At 65.0% G+C, this 18,306-nt stretch carries 13 protein-coding genes; 9 read left to right on the top strand and 4 right to left on the bottom strand.

The features are described 5' to 3' along the window. The first annotated feature begins 22 nt into the window (after positions 1-22). Positions 23-982 (top strand): enoyl-CoA hydratase/isomerase family protein, encoded by a 960-nt coding sequence (locus tag ACFWB0_RS13875; protein ID WP_378491029.1) that lies wholly within the window; start codon positions 23-25, stop codon positions 980-982. A gap of 34 nt (positions 983-1,016) precedes the next feature. Continuing rightward, entirely contained in the window at positions 1,017-1,595 is a 579-nt protein-coding gene (locus ACFWB0_RS13870) for a TetR/AcrR family transcriptional regulator (RefSeq protein WP_378491028.1), read from the top strand. A 2-nt stretch (positions 1,596-1,597) separates the two neighbouring features. On the opposite strand, the gene ACFWB0_RS13865 is transcribed toward ACFWB0_RS13870, so the two are convergent. Continuing rightward, positions 1,598-2,986, bottom strand: a complete 1,389-nt coding sequence (locus ACFWB0_RS13865; RefSeq protein ID WP_378491027.1) for an alpha/beta hydrolase — start codon at positions 2,984-2,986, stop codon at positions 1,598-1,600. Between the two features lie 173 nt (positions 2,987-3,159). Here ACFWB0_RS13865 and ACFWB0_RS13860 point away from each other — a divergent pair, with 173 nt between their 5' ends. Next, entirely contained in the window at positions 3,160-5,007 is a 1,848-nt protein-coding gene (locus tag ACFWB0_RS13860; protein WP_378491026.1) for an NAD(P)-binding domain-containing protein, read from the top strand. A 68-nt stretch (positions 5,008-5,075) separates the two neighbouring features. On the opposite strand, the gene ACFWB0_RS13855 is transcribed toward ACFWB0_RS13860, so the two are convergent. Further along, entirely contained in the window at positions 5,076-6,701 is a 1,626-nt protein-coding gene (locus ACFWB0_RS13855; protein ID WP_378491025.1) for an FAD-dependent oxidoreductase, read from the bottom strand. 138 nt (positions 6,702-6,839) lie between these two features. Between ACFWB0_RS13855 and ACFWB0_RS13850 the strand changes: the two genes are divergently transcribed. The 4 genes from ACFWB0_RS13850 (at position 6,840) to ACFWB0_RS13835 (ending at position 13,059) form a co-directional block, all read left to right on the top strand. Beyond that, on the top strand, positions 6,840-8,474 hold the full coding sequence (locus tag ACFWB0_RS13850; RefSeq protein ID WP_378491024.1) for an FAD-dependent oxidoreductase: 1,635 nt from the start codon (positions 6,840-6,842) through the stop codon (positions 8,472-8,474). Between the two features lie 134 nt (positions 8,475-8,608). Continuing rightward, a complete protein-coding gene (locus ACFWB0_RS13845) occupies positions 8,609-9,919 on the top strand; it encodes an NtaA/DmoA family FMN-dependent monooxygenase (protein ID WP_378491023.1) in 1,311 nt (436 codons plus the stop codon). Positions 9,920-9,953: 34 nt separating this feature from the next. After that, positions 9,954-11,780 (top strand): flavin-containing monooxygenase, encoded by a 1,827-nt coding sequence (locus ACFWB0_RS13840; protein WP_378491022.1) that lies wholly within the window; start codon positions 9,954-9,956, stop codon positions 11,778-11,780. Positions 11,781-11,820: 40 nt separating this feature from the next. Beyond that, entirely contained in the window at positions 11,821-13,059 is a 1,239-nt protein-coding gene (locus tag ACFWB0_RS13835) for a cytochrome P450 (protein ID WP_378491021.1), read from the top strand. A gap of 19 nt (positions 13,060-13,078) precedes the next feature. Here ACFWB0_RS13835 and ACFWB0_RS13830 read toward each other — a convergent pair whose 3' ends face one another. Continuing rightward, on the bottom strand, positions 13,079-13,888 hold the full coding sequence (locus ACFWB0_RS13830; RefSeq protein WP_378491020.1) for an SDR family NAD(P)-dependent oxidoreductase: 810 nt from the start codon (positions 13,886-13,888) through the stop codon (positions 13,079-13,081). Positions 13,889-14,486: 598 nt separating this feature from the next. Beyond that, positions 14,487-15,863, bottom strand: coding sequence for a multidrug effflux MFS transporter (locus tag ACFWB0_RS13825; RefSeq protein ID WP_378491019.1), 1,377 nt, complete (start codon positions 15,861-15,863; stop codon positions 14,487-14,489). Between the two features lie 68 nt (positions 15,864-15,931). Here ACFWB0_RS13825 and ACFWB0_RS13820 point away from each other — a divergent pair, with 68 nt between their 5' ends. Both ACFWB0_RS13820 and ACFWB0_RS13815 read left to right on the top strand, forming a co-directional pair. Continuing rightward, on the top strand, positions 15,932-16,387 hold the full coding sequence (locus tag ACFWB0_RS13820) for a MarR family winged helix-turn-helix transcriptional regulator (RefSeq protein WP_378491018.1): 456 nt from the start codon (positions 15,932-15,934) through the stop codon (positions 16,385-16,387). A 195-nt stretch (positions 16,388-16,582) separates the two neighbouring features. Beyond that, complete coding sequence (locus ACFWB0_RS13815; protein ID WP_378491017.1) at positions 16,583-18,190, top strand: AMP-binding protein; 1,608 nt, start codon at positions 16,583-16,585, stop codon at positions 18,188-18,190. Positions 18,191-18,306: the final 116 nt, after the last annotated feature.

Raw genomic sequence — 18,306 nt, 5'->3', positions numbered from 1 at the left:
CCGAACTCGAGGAGCACACGTAATGTCGAACAGCGAACCGCCGTCGGCCGAGGAGATCATCCTCTACGAAAAGGATCGGGCCACCAAGATTGCGACCATCACGTTCAACCGGCCCGACCGGCTGAACGCGCCCACGGTCGAAGCGCGGCTGCGTTACGCCGATCTTCTGCATCAGGCGAGCATCGACGACGACGTGAAAGTGCTGGTGGTGCGGGCGGAGGGCGACGACTTCGGGAGCGGGGTCGACCTACCGGACTTCATGGCCGGTATCGACCACGGAGACTCCGCAGAGCGACTCGAGGAGTTCCGGATCGACGACCCCGATGTCGTCTATCCACCGAAGGACTCGTACCGCAACATGGGCAACTACGGCTCGTGGTTCGCCGACTCCCGATCCGGTTGCCGGAGTCTGCAGGAGTTCAACAAGATCAGCATCGTCGAGGTCAAAGGCTACTGCTACGGCTGGCACTTCTACCAGGCCGCCGACGCCGACCTCGTGATCGCGTCCGACGACGCACTGTTCGGGCACGCCGCGTTCCGTTACGTCGGCTGGGGCCCGCGTATGTGGACGTGGGCGATGACGATGGGAATCCGGCGTTTCCAGGAGATGGTGTTCACCGGACGGCCGTTCACCGCCGACGAGATGTACGAGTGCGGCTTCCTCAACAAGGTCGTGGCCCGCGACGATCTCGAGGACGAAGTGCAGACCTACGCGAAGGCGTGCGCGCGCAACCGCCCGACCGACACCGTCGTCATCCAGAAGATGTTCTTCCGGATGATGAAGCAGCATCAGGGGGAGTACATGGGCAGTCTCCTCACCGGTATGGTCGAATCCATGGGGCGGCTCGTCCGCCCGGACGAGCATGAATTCCATCTGAATGCCGAGATGATGGAGGCGGGACTGACCGATTCGGTGAAGGCGAACGACGAGAATTTTCCCCCCGAATTCCGGCTCAGCAAGGCTGCACGGAAGCGGCCCTAGTCACTGTTGCGGTCCCAGTTAGGATCACCGATTCATGAGCACTACTCCACGACTGTCCATGCGCGAGCGTCAACGGAACCTGACCCGGCAGAGCATCCTCGATGCCTCCCTGGAAGCGTTCGCAGAGCGGGGCTACTTCGCCACCACCGTCGACGACATCGTGCAGCGGGCCGGCATCGGCCGGGCGACCTTCTACCTGCACTTCGACGGCAAGGCCACTGTCCTGCGCAACCTCCGCGACGCGCGGATGGTCGAGTGGCAAGCCCAGGACGGCTTCACATGGGGACATGGGCAGGCCGCTTCGGTGCGGACGTTCTTCGAGAGGATGGTCGACTTCTATCTCGAGGCGCCTACCCTCTACAAGACGCTGCACGAGGCGCGCGCGGCCGATCCGGAGTTCGCTGCCGAGCACATGCGCACCATGGAGGAGTTGGTCGTCGAGTGGTCACGCACCAAGGCGACGGCGTCTACGGAGCAGTTGCGGCTCAGTGCCGCGATGCTCTATTCGATGCTCGACTACTTCATGCATCTCTGGTTGATCCAAGGGTGGGACATCGAACGTGAACGCGCGATCGATGCGATGTCGGAGGCGCTGCTGGCCGCGATGCGCTGAGGTCAGTCATCGACCTCGAACGTCCTGCGTAGCACGGCGTAGACGTCGTCGAGGAAACGCTGGGTCTGTCGTGTACGAGGGCGGGCGACGAATCCGCCGTGGATCATACCGGGGTAGACATGGAGTTCGACCGGAGTCCCGGCACGGGACAGCTGCGCGGCGTAATGCAGGTTGGAGTCGAGCAGTGCGTCCACGTCGCCGATCCCGATGAATGCGGGTGCGGTGCCGCGCAATTCGTCGAGCGTCGCGCGCCCCGGTGCGGCCGTTGCCGGCGGTGTTGCACCGTGGAGTTCGCCGAGATACGCCCGCCACGAGTGGCGTTCGGCCTCCAGACGCCACAAACCCCAGTGCCCGGCACCACCTTCGAGCGCCTTCAGGGATCTGTGCTCACGGTCGTCGAGCATCGGATAGACCAGGAGTTGCAGCGCGGGCTGGGGCAGGCCCACCCGGACGAGACGGATGCACAGTGCTGTGGCGAGCCCGGCGCCGGCGCTCGCGCCGCCGATGACGAGGCGGCTCGGGTCCACTCCGAGTGCATCTGCGTTGCCGAGGATGTGCTGCCACACCATCTCGGCATCGTCGAGCCCTGCAGGATAAGGATTCTCGGGTGCAAGACGGTAGTCGACCGAGACGACGGCGCATCCGATATCGGCGGCGAGTCGATCGAGGCGATCGTCGTTCTCGTCGAGCCCGCCCATGATGTAGGCGCCGCCGTGGAAGTACACGATCGCGGGGAGCGGGCCTGTGGCGTCCCGAGGCCGGTACCACCGGACGGGTACGCCGTGTCGCCCTCCAGTTCCGGGGACGACGTCGTCGACCCGTTCGACTCGTTCGTTCACCGGAGTCGGAGGTGGAGTGACCTTGGCGTAGCTCGCGCGAATGGTGTCGATGCTCGTGGTGTCCCATCGGGTCAGGAGATCGAGCTGATCGACTGTTGCAGGCTCGATCCGGCGGTGCACCGCGACGGCGGGCTCGGCGGGGCCATCGAACCCCGGAAGCGTAGCGATGCGGGCGTGCAGAGCGGCATCGGCGGAGTGGAGTGTCTCGGCGAGGAGTTCGGGTTCCCGTCGCGCCCGTACGCGTTTCGCGAGTTCGGTAGCGAGAGGATGAGTTTCCGGGCTGTCGAGCACCGCGATGCGGCCCGGATCGGCATCGAAGAGGTCGGTAGCCACCGAGCGGGCCCATTGCAGGGCGCGGTCGCTGTCGTCGAGCGCACTGCCGGAACGAACGGGGACTTCGACGATCACCAGTCCGTCGGCGGCGAGTTCGCGGCAGGTGAGCGCATCGGCGGCCAGGGCCAGCACCAGGAACCGGCGCTTCGCGCCATGGTGGGACGTGAAGGTTCGGACGATCAGCCCGGCCCCCACCTCGTGCGAGGCGCTGCCCGCCATCCTCGTCTCCCGTCTCAGATAGTGCACAGGTATGTGTAGAAAATACACTTGGACGCTAGCTGATGGTGCTGGGCCCCACAAGGTTCCGTTCCGAACTCTTGACGGAGAGCGGACCGCTCGACCAGTATGTGTGTATATAGAACCAATGCGTTCGTTAAATACACAGCCTTCGGATGATGCATTACACCGAGAAGGAGCCGCAACCCATGATGGAAGCTCGGCGCAATTCAGCCCATGAGGTCGACTCCAGCACTGAGATCGACGCTCCGAATGCGGCGCGGGTCTTCACTGCCTGGCTTGCAGAATTCTCCGCCGCGCTCGACAAGGGCTCAGAGGTCGAACTGGAGGCATGTCTGCATCCCGACGCCACCTGGCGCGACTTCATGGCGTTCCCGTGGGACTTCCACCACGCCGTCGGCGGCGAGCAGACGGCCGCGCGGCTGATCGAGCTCGCCAAAGAATGGAGCGCGTCCGGGTTCTCCGTGAGTTCCGAACAGGAGCCCTTCGTCTCCGGCGACGACATCATGGGGTTCTTCGACTTCACCACCAACGACCGCGTCGACCGCGGATTCGCGCGACTCGTACGCGACGGGTCGCGCTTCGTCGCGTTCACGCTGCAGACCCAGGTCGAAGCGCTCGAAGCCTTCCCCGAGGGCACCCGTCACCGTCGCCCCGAGGGCAAGGTCTACGGCGTCGTGCCGGGTCGCACGCGCTGGGCCGACGATCGGCACAAGGAGACGTCGTTCGAAGACCGTGACCCCACCGTCCTCGTACTCGGCGCCGGACACAACGGCCTGGCCCTCGCCGCGAGGTTGGGTGCCCTCGACGTCGACACTCTGGTGATCGACCGCGAGGCACGCATCGGCGACACGTGGCGCAAACGCTACGCATCGCTTGCGCTGCACAGCACCGTCTACGGCGACCATCTTCCCTATCTCCCGCTTCCCGCGACGTGGCCGGCGCACACTCCGAAGGACAAGTTCGCGAACTGGCTCGAAACATACGCCACCACACTCGATCTCAACGTGTGGACGAGCACGACGTTCCTCAGCGGCCACTACGACGAGGACATCGAGCGGTGGACCGTCCGCGTGCAGAGAGGCGACGGCTCGATCCACGACCTGCATCCGCGTCACTTCATCGTGGCGGGCGGCATGTTCGGCTCGCCGCGTATCCCTGAAATCAAAGGTCTCCAGGAATACCGTGGTGTCGCAGTGCATTCCGACGAGTTCCAGGACGGCACCCGCTACGCAGGCAAGAAGACGCTCGTCATCGGGTCGGGGGTCAGCGGTCACGAACTGGCGCACGACCTCTGGGAACACGACGCCGATGTCACGATGGTGCAGCGCACGTCGACCTACGTCGTCACCTACCAGAGTTATCACCGGTACTGGTCGACGCTGTTCACCGAAGACATGACGCTGACGCCGGACTTCGCCGACCAGATGACCTACGCCCTGCCCAACGAACGCGTCGACGAGTTCAACAAGGAACTGGTGCAGCTCGCGAAGGCGGCCGACAAGGAACTGCTCGACGCACTCGAATCCCAGGGGTTCAAGCTCAACTGGGGTCCCGACGGCACCGGGATCATCGGTGCGCACATGTCGGGCAAAGACAGCTACCAGATCGACATCGGCGCATCGCAGCTGATCGCCGACGGTCGGGTCCAACTGAAGCAGGGCGTCGAGGTCGCGGAGATCAAGGACGGCACGACGGTGGTGTTCACCGACGGGTCGGAGATGCGCGACGTCGAGCTGATCGTCTTCGCGACCGGCTACCACCAGTTCTGGGGCCATCTGAAGCCGGTCCTCGGCTCCGCGGCGGCCAGGATCGACAAGGCCTACGGTCGCGCCGCCGACGGCGAGTATGCGAACACCTGGCGCCGGTCGGCGCAGCCCGGACTCTGGTTCGGAACCGGCTTCATCCGGATGGCGCGTTTCTACACCCGCTTCACGGCCCTCCTGATCAAGGCGATCGAGGAGGGCATCGAGCCGATGGACCCGGAGACCCGCAAGCAGTAGAAGGGTTGCGTCTCGACCTGATCTTCGGTGTTCTCAACAGCGATATACGCTGTTGAGAACACCAAAGTCTATTGGCCGGCTCCGACCGCGTGCCGCCCGGCGATCCACGCGAATGTCATTCCCGGGCCGAGTGTTCCGCCCGGGCCGCCGTACGAGGCGCCGGTGGGTGACGAGACGTTGCCCGCCGCATACAGTCCGGTGATCACGTTGCCGTCGAGGTCGATCACGCGGGCGTGCTCGTCGACCTTGGGTCCGCCCTTGGTGCCGATCACGCCGGCGGTCAGTTCCATGGCGTAGAACGGACCGTCGGTGATCAGTCCGAGGGTGCCGTCGATGCTGCCCTTCTTGTACGGGTCGCCCCACCAGCGGTCGTGGGCGCTTTCGCCGCGGCCGAAATGCGGGTCTTTGCCCGCTGCGACGTTCGTGTTCCACTGCTCGACGGTGCGCTCGAGTTCGTCGCCGGGGACGCCGAGCGTCAGAGCGAGGTCGCGGAGTGTGGGTGCCTCGACCAGCCACGGAGGTGTGGTGCCCGCGTAGGCGCGACCCGTCGATCCGTAGGTGGTGAGGTAGGTGTGGTCGAAGACCAGCCACGCGGGCAAGTTGGCGTACCGGAATGCGGTGACGTCCTCCTGGTGGAATGCGCCCACGACGGAGTTGTAGCTGACGGCCTCGTTGGTGAAGCGTCGGCCGGTGCGGTTCACCATGATGCTGCGCGGCCGGGTGCGGTCGCCGTTGATCATCTCGAGGTTCATCGAGTTGATGCCCTCGGGGAGTTCGGTGATGGGGATCCACCAGGCTTCGCGCATGTTCTGGAGTGCTGCGCCCGCGCGCATTGCCATGCGCAGGCCGTCGCCGGTGTTGGTGGGGATCGAGGCGGGTTTCGTGACGTGGCCGCGCAGGAATGCGGCGCGGTACTCCTCGTTCCACTCGAACCCGCCGGTCGCCAGGATGACGGCGCGTGCGGCGTGGAGGGTTCGTCGTCCCTCTGCGGTCTCGACGACCACGCCGGTTGCCCGGCCGTCCTCGATGAGCAGGTCGTGTGCCGCCGTGGACACCTCGATCGTGACGCCCACCTGGAGGCAGGCATTCAGGAGAGCGCCGACGAGGCCGCCGCCCATGCCGCGCAGGTCGTCGGCCTCGCGGTGTGCCTTCTCTTCGTCGGTGGGGGCCTTGGGGACTGCGCAGCCGATCGCGGTCTCGTCCATGCGCAGGTAGGGGGAGTAGTAGGGCGTCACCTCGACTTTGTCCTGCCACTCGCCGAGGATGGGGAAGGGGAACAGTTCCTGCCCGAGTGTCCGGCCGCCCTCGGGTTTACCGCCGGGGTTCGACGGGTGGTAGTCGGGTAGGCCCGGCACGGCGAAGAACTTGACGCCGCCGTCGTCGGCGAGTGCGCGCACCATCTTCGGTCCGGCGTCCACGAAGGCACGGGCCAGGCGTTCGTCGAGGATGCCGCGGCCGAGTGACATCAGGTAGGTCATGGCGTCGTCGACGCTGTCCGTGGCGCCGATATCGGTCATGTACGGGTTGTTCGGGATCCAGACGTGACCTCCCGACCAGGCGGTCGTGCCGCCGATCCGGTGGTTCTTCTCCACGATGGTGACTCTGGCGCCTCCGTGTGCTGCGGTGAACGCGGCGGTGAGTCCGGCGGCGCCGCTGCCGAGGACGATGACGTCGTATGTTTCGGGTTCGGACACTCCGGCCTCCGGTTCGAGTGGGCTCTTGTGGCGTGTTGTGATCCTGATTACCATAGCGAAAGTGCATCAATAGAGACCAGCTGTTCAATATATACAACACGCGGCGAAGAGATGGTGGGTCGAATACCTATGCAGGAGATGTACGACGTAGTCGTTCTCGGGTCGGGAGCTGCCGGCCTCACCGCCGCGCTCGCCGCCGCGCTGGAAGGCGCCGACGTGGCGGTGCTCGAGAAAGCCGAGCTGATCGGTGGCACGACCGCACTGTCCGGTGCGGGAATCTGGGTTCCGGGCAACCCGGTCGCGGCCGAGAACGGCGTCGACGACTCACTCGAGGAAGGCCTGGCCTACCTCTCGAGCCTGTCCAACGGGATGATCCTGCCCGATCTTGCCGAGGCGCTGATCTCCGGCGGCCCTGGGTTTGTCGACTTCCTGCGCGAGCACACCGACCTACGCCTCCAGCTCGTCGAGGGGTATCCCGACTACCACCCCGAGCATCCCGGTGGAAAGCCCCATGGTGGCCGGACTCTCGAGCCCGGGCTGTTCTCTTTCGCCGGGATCGAGGAGTGGATCGACCGCATCGCCGGCGATATCCAACGCATCGTGCTGGTCGAAATGCCACTCGGCGGCGGGACGGGGGTCGTCGCGCCGGAGGTTCTCGCTGCCCGCGCGGAAGCCAAGGAAGAAGGGCTGGGTCGCGCGCTGGTCGGTGGCCTCCTGAAGGCGTGCCTCCAGCACGGGGTCGACGTGCGGACCGGGGCCCGGGCGCTGCGGCTGTGCACCGACGACGACGTCGTCGACGGTGTCGAGGTCGAGACCGACGACGGCATGAGGGCGATCGGAGCCTCTGCGATTGTGCTCGCGACCGGAGGGTTCGAGTACGACCCGGATCTGGTGCGCGACTTCCTGCGCGGGCCGCTGACGCGCCCCATCGGTGCACCGACGAACACCGGAGACGGCCTGAAGATGGCTATGAGAGTCGGTGCCCGCCTGGGCAATATGCGTGAAGCGTGGTGGTCGCCGTCGGTGCCGTGTCCGGGCATCCGGCGCGACGGCGAGCCGATCGCGATGCTGTCTTCGCGCGAGCGGGCGCTTCCCGGCTCGATCATGGTCAACCGCTACGGTCGCCGCTTCGCCAACGAGGCGGCGAACTACAACGCGTTCGGTGGTGCCTTCCATCATCTCGACGAATCGCGACTCGACTACCCGAATCTCCCGGCGTACATGATCTTCGACCAGTCCGCCGTCGACCGCTTCGGCGTATTCGGCGGTCGCCCGGGGGCTCCGGTGCCCGAGTGGGTCGTCCGGGCGTCGTCCATCTCGGAACTGGCTGCAGCACTGGATCTTCCGATCGACGCGGTGACGGACACCGTCGCACGGTTCAATGGCCATGCGGCGCAAGGCGTCGACCCGGATTACTCGCGGGGCCGTAGTGCGTTCGATCGTTTCCCCGGTGGGAGGATGGGCGACCCGGATTCCCCCGGTGCAACGCTCGGCCCGGTCGGGACGGCGCCGTTCTATGCCGTCGAGGTGATCAGTTCGGCGCTCGGCACGAAGGGCGGCCCTCGCACCGACGCCGAGGGGCGGGTTCTCGACGTCGACGGCGATGCGATCGAAGGGTTGTATGCGGCGGGCAACGTGATGGCCAACCCGAGCGGGATGGTCTACGGCGGCGCCGGTGCCACCCTCGCGGTCGCCGGGGTGTGGGGGATTGCAGCAGGTCGTGCTGCTGTCGCGGATCGCGTCCCGACACGTTCCGAAGCGATGAAGACGTGAGCGAGCATGTAAGCAAGCCAATTCGTTCAAAAGATGGACGAACCGTCTATTGACTTGTCGAACCATCCATCTATAGCGTGTGACTGGGATTACAGGACGACTCTCGATGCCACCTCTGATCTGAAGGACGCCCCATGACGACTCGGCGTTATCTCCATCTGAACCTCGTCGGCAACGACATCAACCTCCACATGGGGGCTCCCTCGTACGAACAGCAGCACCACGCCGGTACGGCGCTCATAGACCCGTTCGAGCGGCTGATGACCTACGGCCACCTCGGCGATGAAGGGCTCTTCACCGCGATCTTCCTCGGCGACGTACCCGGCATGCCGAACTCACCCGCATTCGACGGAGGGCCGGCCGAGCCGATCACCGCGCTGACCGCGATGGCCCGCGAGACCAAGTACGTCGGTCTCATCGCCACCGCATCCACGACGTTCTACGACCCGTACACACTCGCACGCCTCATCGCCTCGCTCGACCAGGCATCCGACGGGCGAGCCGGGCTCAACGCGGTCACCACCGTCGGCGACGCGCTTGCACTGAACTACAGCAAGACCAGCCACCCCGACCGCGAGACCCGATACCGGCGCGCCACGGAATTCCTCGACGTCACCGAAGCCCTCTGGGCCAATCGGGAGGTGCGCCGCGACCCCGATGGCGTCACGCGCTACTACGCCTCGCCGATCAACCACAAGGGCGAGTCCTTCAGTGTCATCGGCCCGCTCAACGTCGCGCCGAGCCGTCAGGGCCGGCCATTGGTCGCGCAGGCGGGTGGATCCGGTCCTGGCATCAAGGTCGCCGCGCGGCACGCCGACATGGTGTTCACTGCAGCATCCAACCGGGAGCGCGCGGCCGCATACCGGGAGGATCTCGACAAGGCGCTCGCCGACGCAGGACGCCCCGTCGGGAGCGTCCCGGCAGTGCCCGGCCTCATTCCCTATGTCGCGCGCACTGCGAAGGAGGCCGAGGAGCAGATGCTCGCCCTGGACGAGTTCGTCCCGTGGGAACTCCTCGCGCCGAAAGTGCTGGTGCAGTTCGGGTTGGAGCCGATTTCGTTCGACAGTGTCGAAGATCGGTTCCCTTTCGAGAAGATGCCGAAGCCGGCCGATGTCGAGAAGACCATCAAGAGCACCTTCGGGAACTACGTCGGTCTCTACGACTGGATCGAGGCACATCCCGGCGCCACGGTCCGCGAGGTCACGGCGCAGTCGCTCGGTCGGGGCGGTGCCCAGCACCGTAAGTTCGTCGGGTCGTACGACGACATCGTCGACGATTTCGAGGCGTGGTACGACGACGGCAACGTCGGAGGGTTCAACCTCATGTTCCCTGTCGGCCCGGCATCGATCCGCGACTTCATCGACGAGGTGATTCCCCGCATGATCGATCGCGGGATCTACCGATCGACCCCCGACGACCGGCCGCTGCGGGAACGCTTCGCGTGAGCAGTAGCCTGCCGAGAGGTGAAAGGAACCGAGCATGCCGGAGACGTTGACGCCGCCGGGCCCGAAACCCGAAGGCTTCGACCCGGATTGGGTGCGGGCCAAGCACGCCTACGAGCGTGCCAAGAGGATCCGACGCGACGGCGTCGAGCAGTTCGTCGAGGTCACTGCCGAGTTCTCGCACTGGGAGGACGATCCCTACGTCGAACGGATCGAACGCGATCCGGTGGCCGACGAGGTCGAGATCCTGATGATCGGTGCCGGACTCGGCAGCCTGATCGCCGCGGCACGGATGCGTGAGGCAGGCCTCGACGGCATCAGGTTGCTCGACCGGGCCGGCGGTGTCGGCGGAACCTGGTACTGGAACCGCTATCCCGGCGTCCAATGCGACATCGAGTCGTACATCTACATGCCGCTCTTGGAAGAACTCGGCTACGTCCCCACCCAGAAGTACGCGTACGGCGCCGAAATCCGTGAGCATCTGGAGGCGATCGCGCACAAGTACGACCTGGTGCGCGATGCGCTCTTCCACACCACCGTCACAGGCATGGTGTGGGACGAGGCGGACGATCGTTGGATCGTGGAGACCGATCGCGGCGACCGCATCCGCGCCCGGGTCGTGGTGGTCTCGCCGGGTTCACTTGTGCGTCCGAAACTTCCTGGCATTCCCGGCATCAACGAGTTCGAAGGCCACACCTTCCACACCAGTCGCTGGGACTACGGGTATACCGGGGGAGGCGAGTTCGGTGAGCTGACCGGGCTGCAGGACAAGTCCGTGGGCGTCGTCGGCACGGGTGCCACCGGCCTGCAGGTGGTGCCCCATCTCGGTCGATGGGCCCAGCAGCTCTATGTCTTCCAGCGGACACCGAATGCTGTCGACGAGCGGGGCAACAAGCCCACCGACCCCGACTGGGCCGCGAATCTCGGGCCCGGATGGCAGCGCGAGCGGATGGAGAACTTCACCCGCTACACCGCGGGCGTGGAGAGCCACACCGACCTCGTCGACGACGGCTGGACCCGCGTGGCTTCCGAGGTCACCAAGACCGCGATCCAGCAGGAGAACGACCGCCGGGGCACACCGATGACCGCGGAGGAGATCGGCGAGTTCCTGTTCGAATCCGACTACAAATCCATGGAGCGCGTGCGCGACAGGATCGACTCCATCGTCACCGACAAGGCCACCGCCGAGGCACTCAAGCCCTGGTACAAGCGGCTCTGCAAGCGTGTCGGGTTCCACGACGAATTCCTGCCCACATTCAATCGCGACAACGTCGAACTCGTCGACACCGACGGGCGCGGAATCGAGCGCCTGACCCGCGACGGGGTCGTCGTCGGTGGCAAGGAATACAAGATCGACGCGTTGATCTTCGCAACGGGATACGACGTCAGCAGCAGCTACACCCGCCGGGCCGGATTCGACATCATCGGCCGCGACGGCATCCACCTGAGCGACAAGTGGAAGAGCGGACCGCGTACCTTCCACGGCCTGCAGTCCAACGGATTCCCCAACTGCTTCTTTCTCGGCTACACACAGACCGGCATCGCGAACAACTACACGCACACCGCCGAGGAACGCGCCCGCCACCTCGTCTATCTGCTCCAGCAGCGCGTCGAGCGGGGCGCAACCACGATCGAGGCAGACCTCGAGGCGGAAGACAGCTGGGTCGCCACCATGCAGGAACTCTCCAAGCCGGGACAGGCCTTCTATGCGGACTGCACCCCCAGCTACCTCGACAACGAGGGCGACAGCGGCAATCCCGACGGACTCGTCGCGGCCAACTACGGCGGCGGCCCGATCCAGTTCTTCGACATGCTGGCCCGATGGCGGGACAGCGGACAGATGGACGGCGTCACGCTCTCGTAGCGCCCTTGGTACCCAGTCACCGTTACGGAGTGAAGTACACATGACAGAGAATTCCGCGACCGGCGTCGATGAGGCAGTGCTGAACTTTCCCGTCGAACGCGACGCGCGTTGCCCGTTCGACGTCCCGGCAGAACTCATCGACTCGGCGGCCAACCGGCCACTGAGGCGCGTCCGCATCTGGGACGGCAGCACACCGTGGCTGGTCACCGGGAACGCCGAATTGCGCGTGTTGGCACTGGATCCTCGAATCAGCACCGACGATCGCCTGACAGGCTTTCCGCACTGGAATGCGGGCAGGGCGGCCATCGCTCCGATGCGACCCGACAGCATCTTCAACACCGACGGGCCCGGGCACCTGAGGCTCCGGCGCATGATGACACGCACCTTCTCGTACAAGCGTGTGGAAGCGCAGCGCGAAAAGATCCAGCAGGTGACCGACAAGCTCATCGACGACATGCTCGCCGGGCCGAATCCGGTCGACCTCGTACCGGCATTCGGTCTGCCGCTTCCGTCGTTCATGATCTGCGAGCTTCTCGGAGTTCCCTACGACAACCATGATTTCTTCCAGGAACACGCCTCGGCGGCGATGGATCGCTACGCCACACCGGAACTGCAGGAGCGGCTGTTCACGGCGATGCGCGGTTACATGCGCGAGGTCATCGAAGAGCGACTCGCTTCCTCGGAGGAGTCGACGGGAGTGATCGCGGAGTTCGCCGACAACATTCGTGCGGGTGACATGACGATCGACGAGGGTGTGGCGCTTGCCAACGGTCTGCTGTCGGCCGGGCACGAGACCAGCGCCGGAATCATTTCACTCGGAACGTTGGCGCTGCTCCACAATCCCGAGCAGCTCGAGTTCCTGCGCAACAACGACGATCCCAAGTCCATCGCCCCTGCGGTCGAGGAACTCCTGCGGTATCTGAGCATCGTCCACAACGGACAGCGCCGGATTGCTCTGGAGGACATCGAGATCGGTGACGTCGTGATTCGTGCGGGCGAGGGTGTCGTCCTCGACTATGCCGCAGGAAGCTGGGATGCACGGACTTTCGACGAGCCGCGCCAACTCGACGTGGCTCGGGCGGGGAACAAGCATCTCGCCTTCGGGTTCGGCCCGCACGGCTGCATCGGTCAGCAGCTCGCCCGCGTCGAACTTCAGGTCGCGTTCTCCACGCTCATCCGCCGTATTCCGACTCTGGAGCTTGCCGTCCCCATCGACCAGATCGAGTTCAAGCACGACCGGCTCGCCTACGGCGTCTACTCCCTGCCCGTGAGTTGGTGACGGGCAGGGAGTTCCGACTTCAGCTCTGACCCGGCGTCGTCATCGTGCTGCCCGCGGCTGTGCCGCCGTCGACGCGGAGGACGGCGCCGGTGACGTAGGCGGCGCGGTCGCTGGCCAGATAGACGGCGGCTTCGGCCGCGTCGTCGACCGTTCCCTCGCGGTTGAGGGGCCGCTTCTTCGACTGCGTAGTGCGCACGCTCGCAATCATCGCTTCGCGCTCCTCGCCCTCGAGTGCAGTGGTCGACGATGCCAGCAGTTCTGTCGGGATACTCCCCGGGGCAAGGCAGTTCACGCGGATTCCATGGACACCGAGGTCGATGGCCGCCGACTTCGTGAAGTGGATGACGGCAGCTTTGGATGCCCGGTACGTGATCACTCCCCGGCCGGCCATGATGCCGCCGATCGAGGACGTGTTGATGATCGATCCGCCACCGTTCGACGCCATGTACTTGGCTGCTGCCTGCGTACCCACCATCACGGCGCGCAGGTTGATGGCGAAGATCTTGTCGAAGGCTTCGAGGTCGTCGTCGAGGAAGCTGGCATGGATCGGGCCGGAAATGCCGGCGTTGTTGACCAGTACGTCGAGGCCCCCGAACGTCTGTACCGCGAAGTCCACCAGTGCACGCACCTGGTCGATGTCGGAAACATCGGTTTCGCGGAACACCGCTGCGGGGGCGAGGGAGTCGGCCAAGGCCTTACCCTCGTCGCGATTCACATCGGCAATTACCACGCTAGCGCCTTCGCGGACGAAGTGTTCGACCGTCGCGCGACCGATTCCAGTGGCGCCACCTGTGACGATGGCTGTCTTGCCGGTGAGTTCTGAAGACATGTAAGCACTCTCGCATCTCGGACGGTTCGACGTTCATGGCATCCAACTACTGGACGCATTGTCTATCAATAAGTGGGGCCTGCCAAGAGTTGTTGTGTTCGATGGGAACATGCGTTCGACTCGAGGTAGTGTGTGGAACGCGCGGGCTGGTGAGGCGTCAGGCCTGGGAAGCATCGGCCCGCGCTCATTCCGATCGCAGTGGGCTTGCCAGAACAAGGCGGGCGTAACGATCCGGACGCAATTGTCGATCTAGTGCCGACCATGTAATCCGCTCGAAGGGTGCCGTTTTCGTGAAGCGAAAGTTCACTGCCGTTGTCTTGGGTTGCGCTGCAGTTGCCTTGATCGTGCCGGGTACCGCGAATGCGGTGCCGACGGGAAGCGCCGGTTCGGGTAGCGCCGCAGTGGCACTGGCCTCTCTGTCCTGGCTGCCGCACCTCGCGGAAGCGGCTGTCAATTGCCTCATCAGCGGAACTCCCATGCAGCAGTGCGGTACCACAGGTATCGACACCCCAGGGACAATTATCGGGGGCTGATCTCCCAGCCGCGCCACGCTCCATAAGCGCCCGAAATGATGGTTGATGTGTTGATATATCGTGCATCAACCATCATTTGGTGCATTTCTACCGCGACCACTCGCGTCGGTCGTGATCTGGGTGGCGACGGTACGGGTAGGCAGCAACGTGAAACCGCCCCGGGCGGAGTTCTCTCTTGTCAGGGTGAGTGCGCCCAGAGCGATGACCGCGCTGACGATCATGGCGAAGGCCATGGGGGTGGCGGTGTGCTCGCCGCCGATGCCGACGAGCGGGGAGATCGCGGCAGCGAGAAGGAACTGGAGGGCTCCGAGGATGGCGGAGCCGGTGCCTGCGGCTTGTCGTGCCTGCCCGAGGGCGAGGGTGGTGGCGTTGGCGATAACCAGACCGAGGCTGCCCATGGTGGCCCACAGTGCAATCAGTGTGACCCACAGGGTGGGTCCGACGAGGCTGTTGATCAGCATCACGGCGGAGAACGCAGCAAGCAGCGTCAGGCCGATTCGCAGGGTGGCGCGGTCGCCGAGGCGGGCGACGACGGCGCCGTTGGCGACACTGAAGACGACCAGGCCAAGTGCGTTGGCGGTGAAAACGACGGTGTACCAGGCGGTCGAGAGGCCGTGGACGTTCTGCACGACGAACGGGGACGCCGAGATGTAGGCGAACATGACGCCGAATGCGAACGCGTACGCCAGGGTGAACCCGACATACCGACGATTGCGGAGGACGATTCGGGCCTCCCGGAGCATCGCGGCGGAACCACCGGCGGTGCGTCGTTCCTGGGGATGGGTTTCGGGCAGCACGGTCAGCACGCACACGAACATCAGCGCGGACAGCAGGGTCAGGACCCAGAACACCGCGCGCCATCCGAAGCCGGTGACGACCATGCCGCCGAGCAGCGGGGCGATGACGGGGGCCACGGCGTTGATGACGACGAGCAGACCGAACAGTTTCGCCGCGGCGCCGCCACGGGCGCGGTCGGAGATGACGGCGCGGCCCAGCACGATGCCTGCCGCCCCGGCGAATCCCTGCACGAATCGTGCCGCGGCCAGGAGCTCGATGCTGGGCGCGAGAGCACACGCCGCACTGAACACTGCGCAGACCAATGTTCCGATGAGCAGTAGTGGCCGCCGACCGTACCGGTCCGAGAGCGGCCCGAACACGAGCTGCCCTGCGGCGAGGCCGATCAGGAATGTCGTCAGGGTCAACTGCACTGCGGACGCGCTGGTGTCGAACTCGATCGCCATCGCGGGAAACGCCGGCAGGTACATGTCGATGGCCAGAGGTGCCACTGCGGCCAGCAGCGCGAGCGTGGCGACCACCTTCGCCGGCAGGTGGGACGGTCGATCGCCGTCCGGGGGTTCGGGTCGGTCCGCGTGCGGGGGAGCGGCGGTGGTCTCGTCCTTGTCGTGCACGGCCGTGCCGCTTTCGTGCGAGCGCTGGTTCACATCAAACCTTCAGTTCATGTGTAGTGTTATATCTAAATTTATATGTATATTAGGGGTAAGCTGTCGGGGTGTCCAACGCCAACGCTGCTCCTATGGTCGATGTCTCGCATCTAGCCCAGACGGCGCGCTCGTTGGTGTGGGCGCTGCGCCGCTTCGGGGAGCGCGAGGCCGGCTTGTCCAGGCTTCCGCAGTCGGAAATCGAGGTGCTCCGTGCTCTCGAGGAGAGTCCCGGAAGCACCGTGTCCGAGATTGCTCGGTTCCTGGGTTTGCAGAGCAGCAATGTGAGTACCACCGTCCGCAGCCTGGTCGGCCGGGGATTGCTTGAAAAACGAGCGGATCCCGACGACGGGCGCTCGCACCGGCTGTATCAGACGGCCGTGGCTCGAAGCAACAACCGTGCGATCGACGACATGTGGGTCCGCGGAGTTCGGCGTCTCATGGAGGAGATGAGTCCTGAGGAGGCAGCAAAGCTGGCCGAGGCTGCTCCGTTGCTGGCGCGCCTCGGTTCCCTGTCCACTGACTGAGCATCTTTCGAGCGATACTGCGGCGTCGGACCACGGGACTGGCGTGTGCGATTCGCGAGCGTCGAAAGCGCGCGGCGTTCGGGACCCCCTCTCGACCGGGCGACGAATCCTCGCAAACCCTTCCCCTTAGGTGAAACGTGTTCTAGATTCTGGGGCAAGGTTCGTCGAGGTGGATGGTTGCAGGAGGGATGCGCAGTGAAGTTCAACCTTGCTGATGTTTTCGAGACGACCGCGGCCGCGGTGCCGGATCGGATAGCGCTCACCTACGAAGACCTGAACCTCACGTACGCAGAACTGGACGCGGAGTCCAACCGCACCGGACAGCTCTTCGCGCAGGCGGGGATCTCCAAGGACGATCACGTCGCGGTGTTTCTCAAGAACAGCGTCGAGCACGTCACCAGCATCCTCGGTCTCATCAAGATCAGAGCTGTGCCGATCAACATCAACTACCGCTACACACCCACCGAGCTCGAATACATCTTCACCAACTCCGATTCGGTGGCGGTGGTCGTCGAACTTCCCGAACATCAGCAGGTTCTTGCGCCGTTGCTCGAGAGCTGTCCGTTGATCCGCACTGTCTTCGTCGTCGGTGAGGTAACCGACGAGCTGAAGCAGGCCGCCGAACAGCGATCCGTCGGCGTGGTCTCCTTCTCCGACGCGCACGAGCTGCCGGCCACCGCAGAGTTTCCTGCGCGCTCGGGCGACGACCTCTACCTGCTCTACACGGGCGGAACCACCGGATACCCGAAGGGTGTCATGTGGCGGCACGACGACTTCTTCCGCAAACCGCTGTCCGGTGGTAATCCGTACGGCACTGAGCCGCGCAAGGACCTCGCCGAAGTGGCAGCGGGAGCGAAGGAGTTCCCCGACCTCGCGTTCCTCATCGCTGCGCCCCTCATGCACGGCGCAGCCCTGTATTCGCTTTTCACCTTCTTCACGCTCGGCGCGCGGGTCGTCCTGAGGCGCGAATTCGACCCGAAGAGGGTCGTCGAGGCCATCGAGAAGGGCAAGGTGCAGGTGATCCTCATCGTCGGCGACGGCATGGGATTGCCCTTGGTCGACGAGATGGAACGCAGGAAGGACGAGGTCGACTTCAGCTCGCTGTTCTCCATCACCTCGGGCGGCGCCATCTGGTCGACGAGCGTGCGCGACCGCATGCTCGCTGTGAAGCCGGATCTGTTGCTACGCGACAACTTCGGCGCATCGGAAACGGGCAACGACGGCGCGTTCGACGTCGACGAAGACGGAAACCTGCGAATGCCGCCGACGCCCAACATGATTCTCGTCGACGAACGGCTCGAGCCCATCCCGCCGGGCTCGGACGACGTCGGTTACATCGCCCGCATCGGCCACGTTCCGCTCGGCTACTACAAGGACGACGAGAAGACCGCCCAGACCTTCCCGGCACGCGCCGACGGCTCGCGCCTGTCGATCCTCGGCGACATGGGTCGAGTGGAGGCCGACGGCACCATCGTCTTCCTCGGTCGCGGCTCGCAATGCATCAACACCGGTGGGGAAAAGGTTTTCGCCGAAGAGGTCGAGTCGGCGCTCCATGCGCATCCGTCGGTCGCCGACGCCCTCGTCGTACCCGTGCCGGACGAACGAATGGGACAGGCCGTCGCGGCGGTCGTCGCCATCTACCCGGATGTCGACGAGTTGACACTGGAGGCCGTCCAGGAGCATTGCCGTAAGTCGTTGGCCGGATACAAGATCCCGCGATCGATCGTCGTGGTCGACGAAGTGAAGCGCACGCCGGCCGGTAAGGCGGACTACCGGTGGGCCACCGCTCAGGCCGCGAAGTAGGCCGTACCGGCCTGATCGAAAAGTGTGGTTGCGCGGCCGGGGGGGTGGGGGGGGTGCACCAATGTTGTGTGGGAAAGAGGTTGTGGTGAGTAACCCGGGCGGGGGGGGGGGCCCGC

Origin of the sequence: Rhodococcus sp. NPDC060086 (assembly GCF_042730275.1) — a bacterium.
In the GTDB taxonomy this organism is placed as follows: Bacteria; Actinomycetota; Actinomycetes; order Mycobacteriales; family Mycobacteriaceae; genus Rhodococcus.
This window is presented reverse-complemented; position numbering and strand designations above follow the sequence as displayed.

Bases quoted from the DNA above. Each gene is read 5' to 3' on its own strand.
- ACFWB0_RS13870 (WP_378491028.1), top strand. From the start codon at position 1,017: ATGAGCACTACTCCACGACTGTCCATGCGCGAGCGTCAACGGAACCTG.
- ACFWB0_RS13875 (WP_378491029.1), top strand. From the start codon at position 23: ATGTCGAACAGCGAACCGCCGTCGGCCGAGGAGATCATCCTCTACGAA.
- ACFWB0_RS13860 (WP_378491026.1), top strand. From the start codon at position 3,160: ATGATGCATTACACCGAGAAGGAGCCGCAACCCATGATGGAAGCTCGG.
- ACFWB0_RS13830 (WP_378491020.1), bottom strand. From the start codon at position 13,888: ATGTCTTCAGAACTCACCGGCAAGACAGCCATCGTCACAGGTGGCGCC.
- ACFWB0_RS13835 (WP_378491021.1), top strand. From the start codon at position 11,821: ATGACAGAGAATTCCGCGACCGGCGTCGATGAGGCAGTGCTGAACTTT.
- ACFWB0_RS13850 (WP_378491024.1), top strand. From the start codon at position 6,840: ATGTACGACGTAGTCGTTCTCGGGTCGGGAGCTGCCGGCCTCACCGCC.
- ACFWB0_RS13840 (WP_378491022.1), top strand. From the start codon at position 9,954: ATGCCGGAGACGTTGACGCCGCCGGGCCCGAAACCCGAAGGCTTCGAC.
- ACFWB0_RS13865 (WP_378491027.1), bottom strand. From the start codon at position 2,986: ATGGCGGGCAGCGCCTCGCACGAGGTGGGGGCCGGGCTGATCGTCCGA.
- ACFWB0_RS13845 (WP_378491023.1), top strand. From the start codon at position 8,609: ATGACGACTCGGCGTTATCTCCATCTGAACCTCGTCGGCAACGACATC.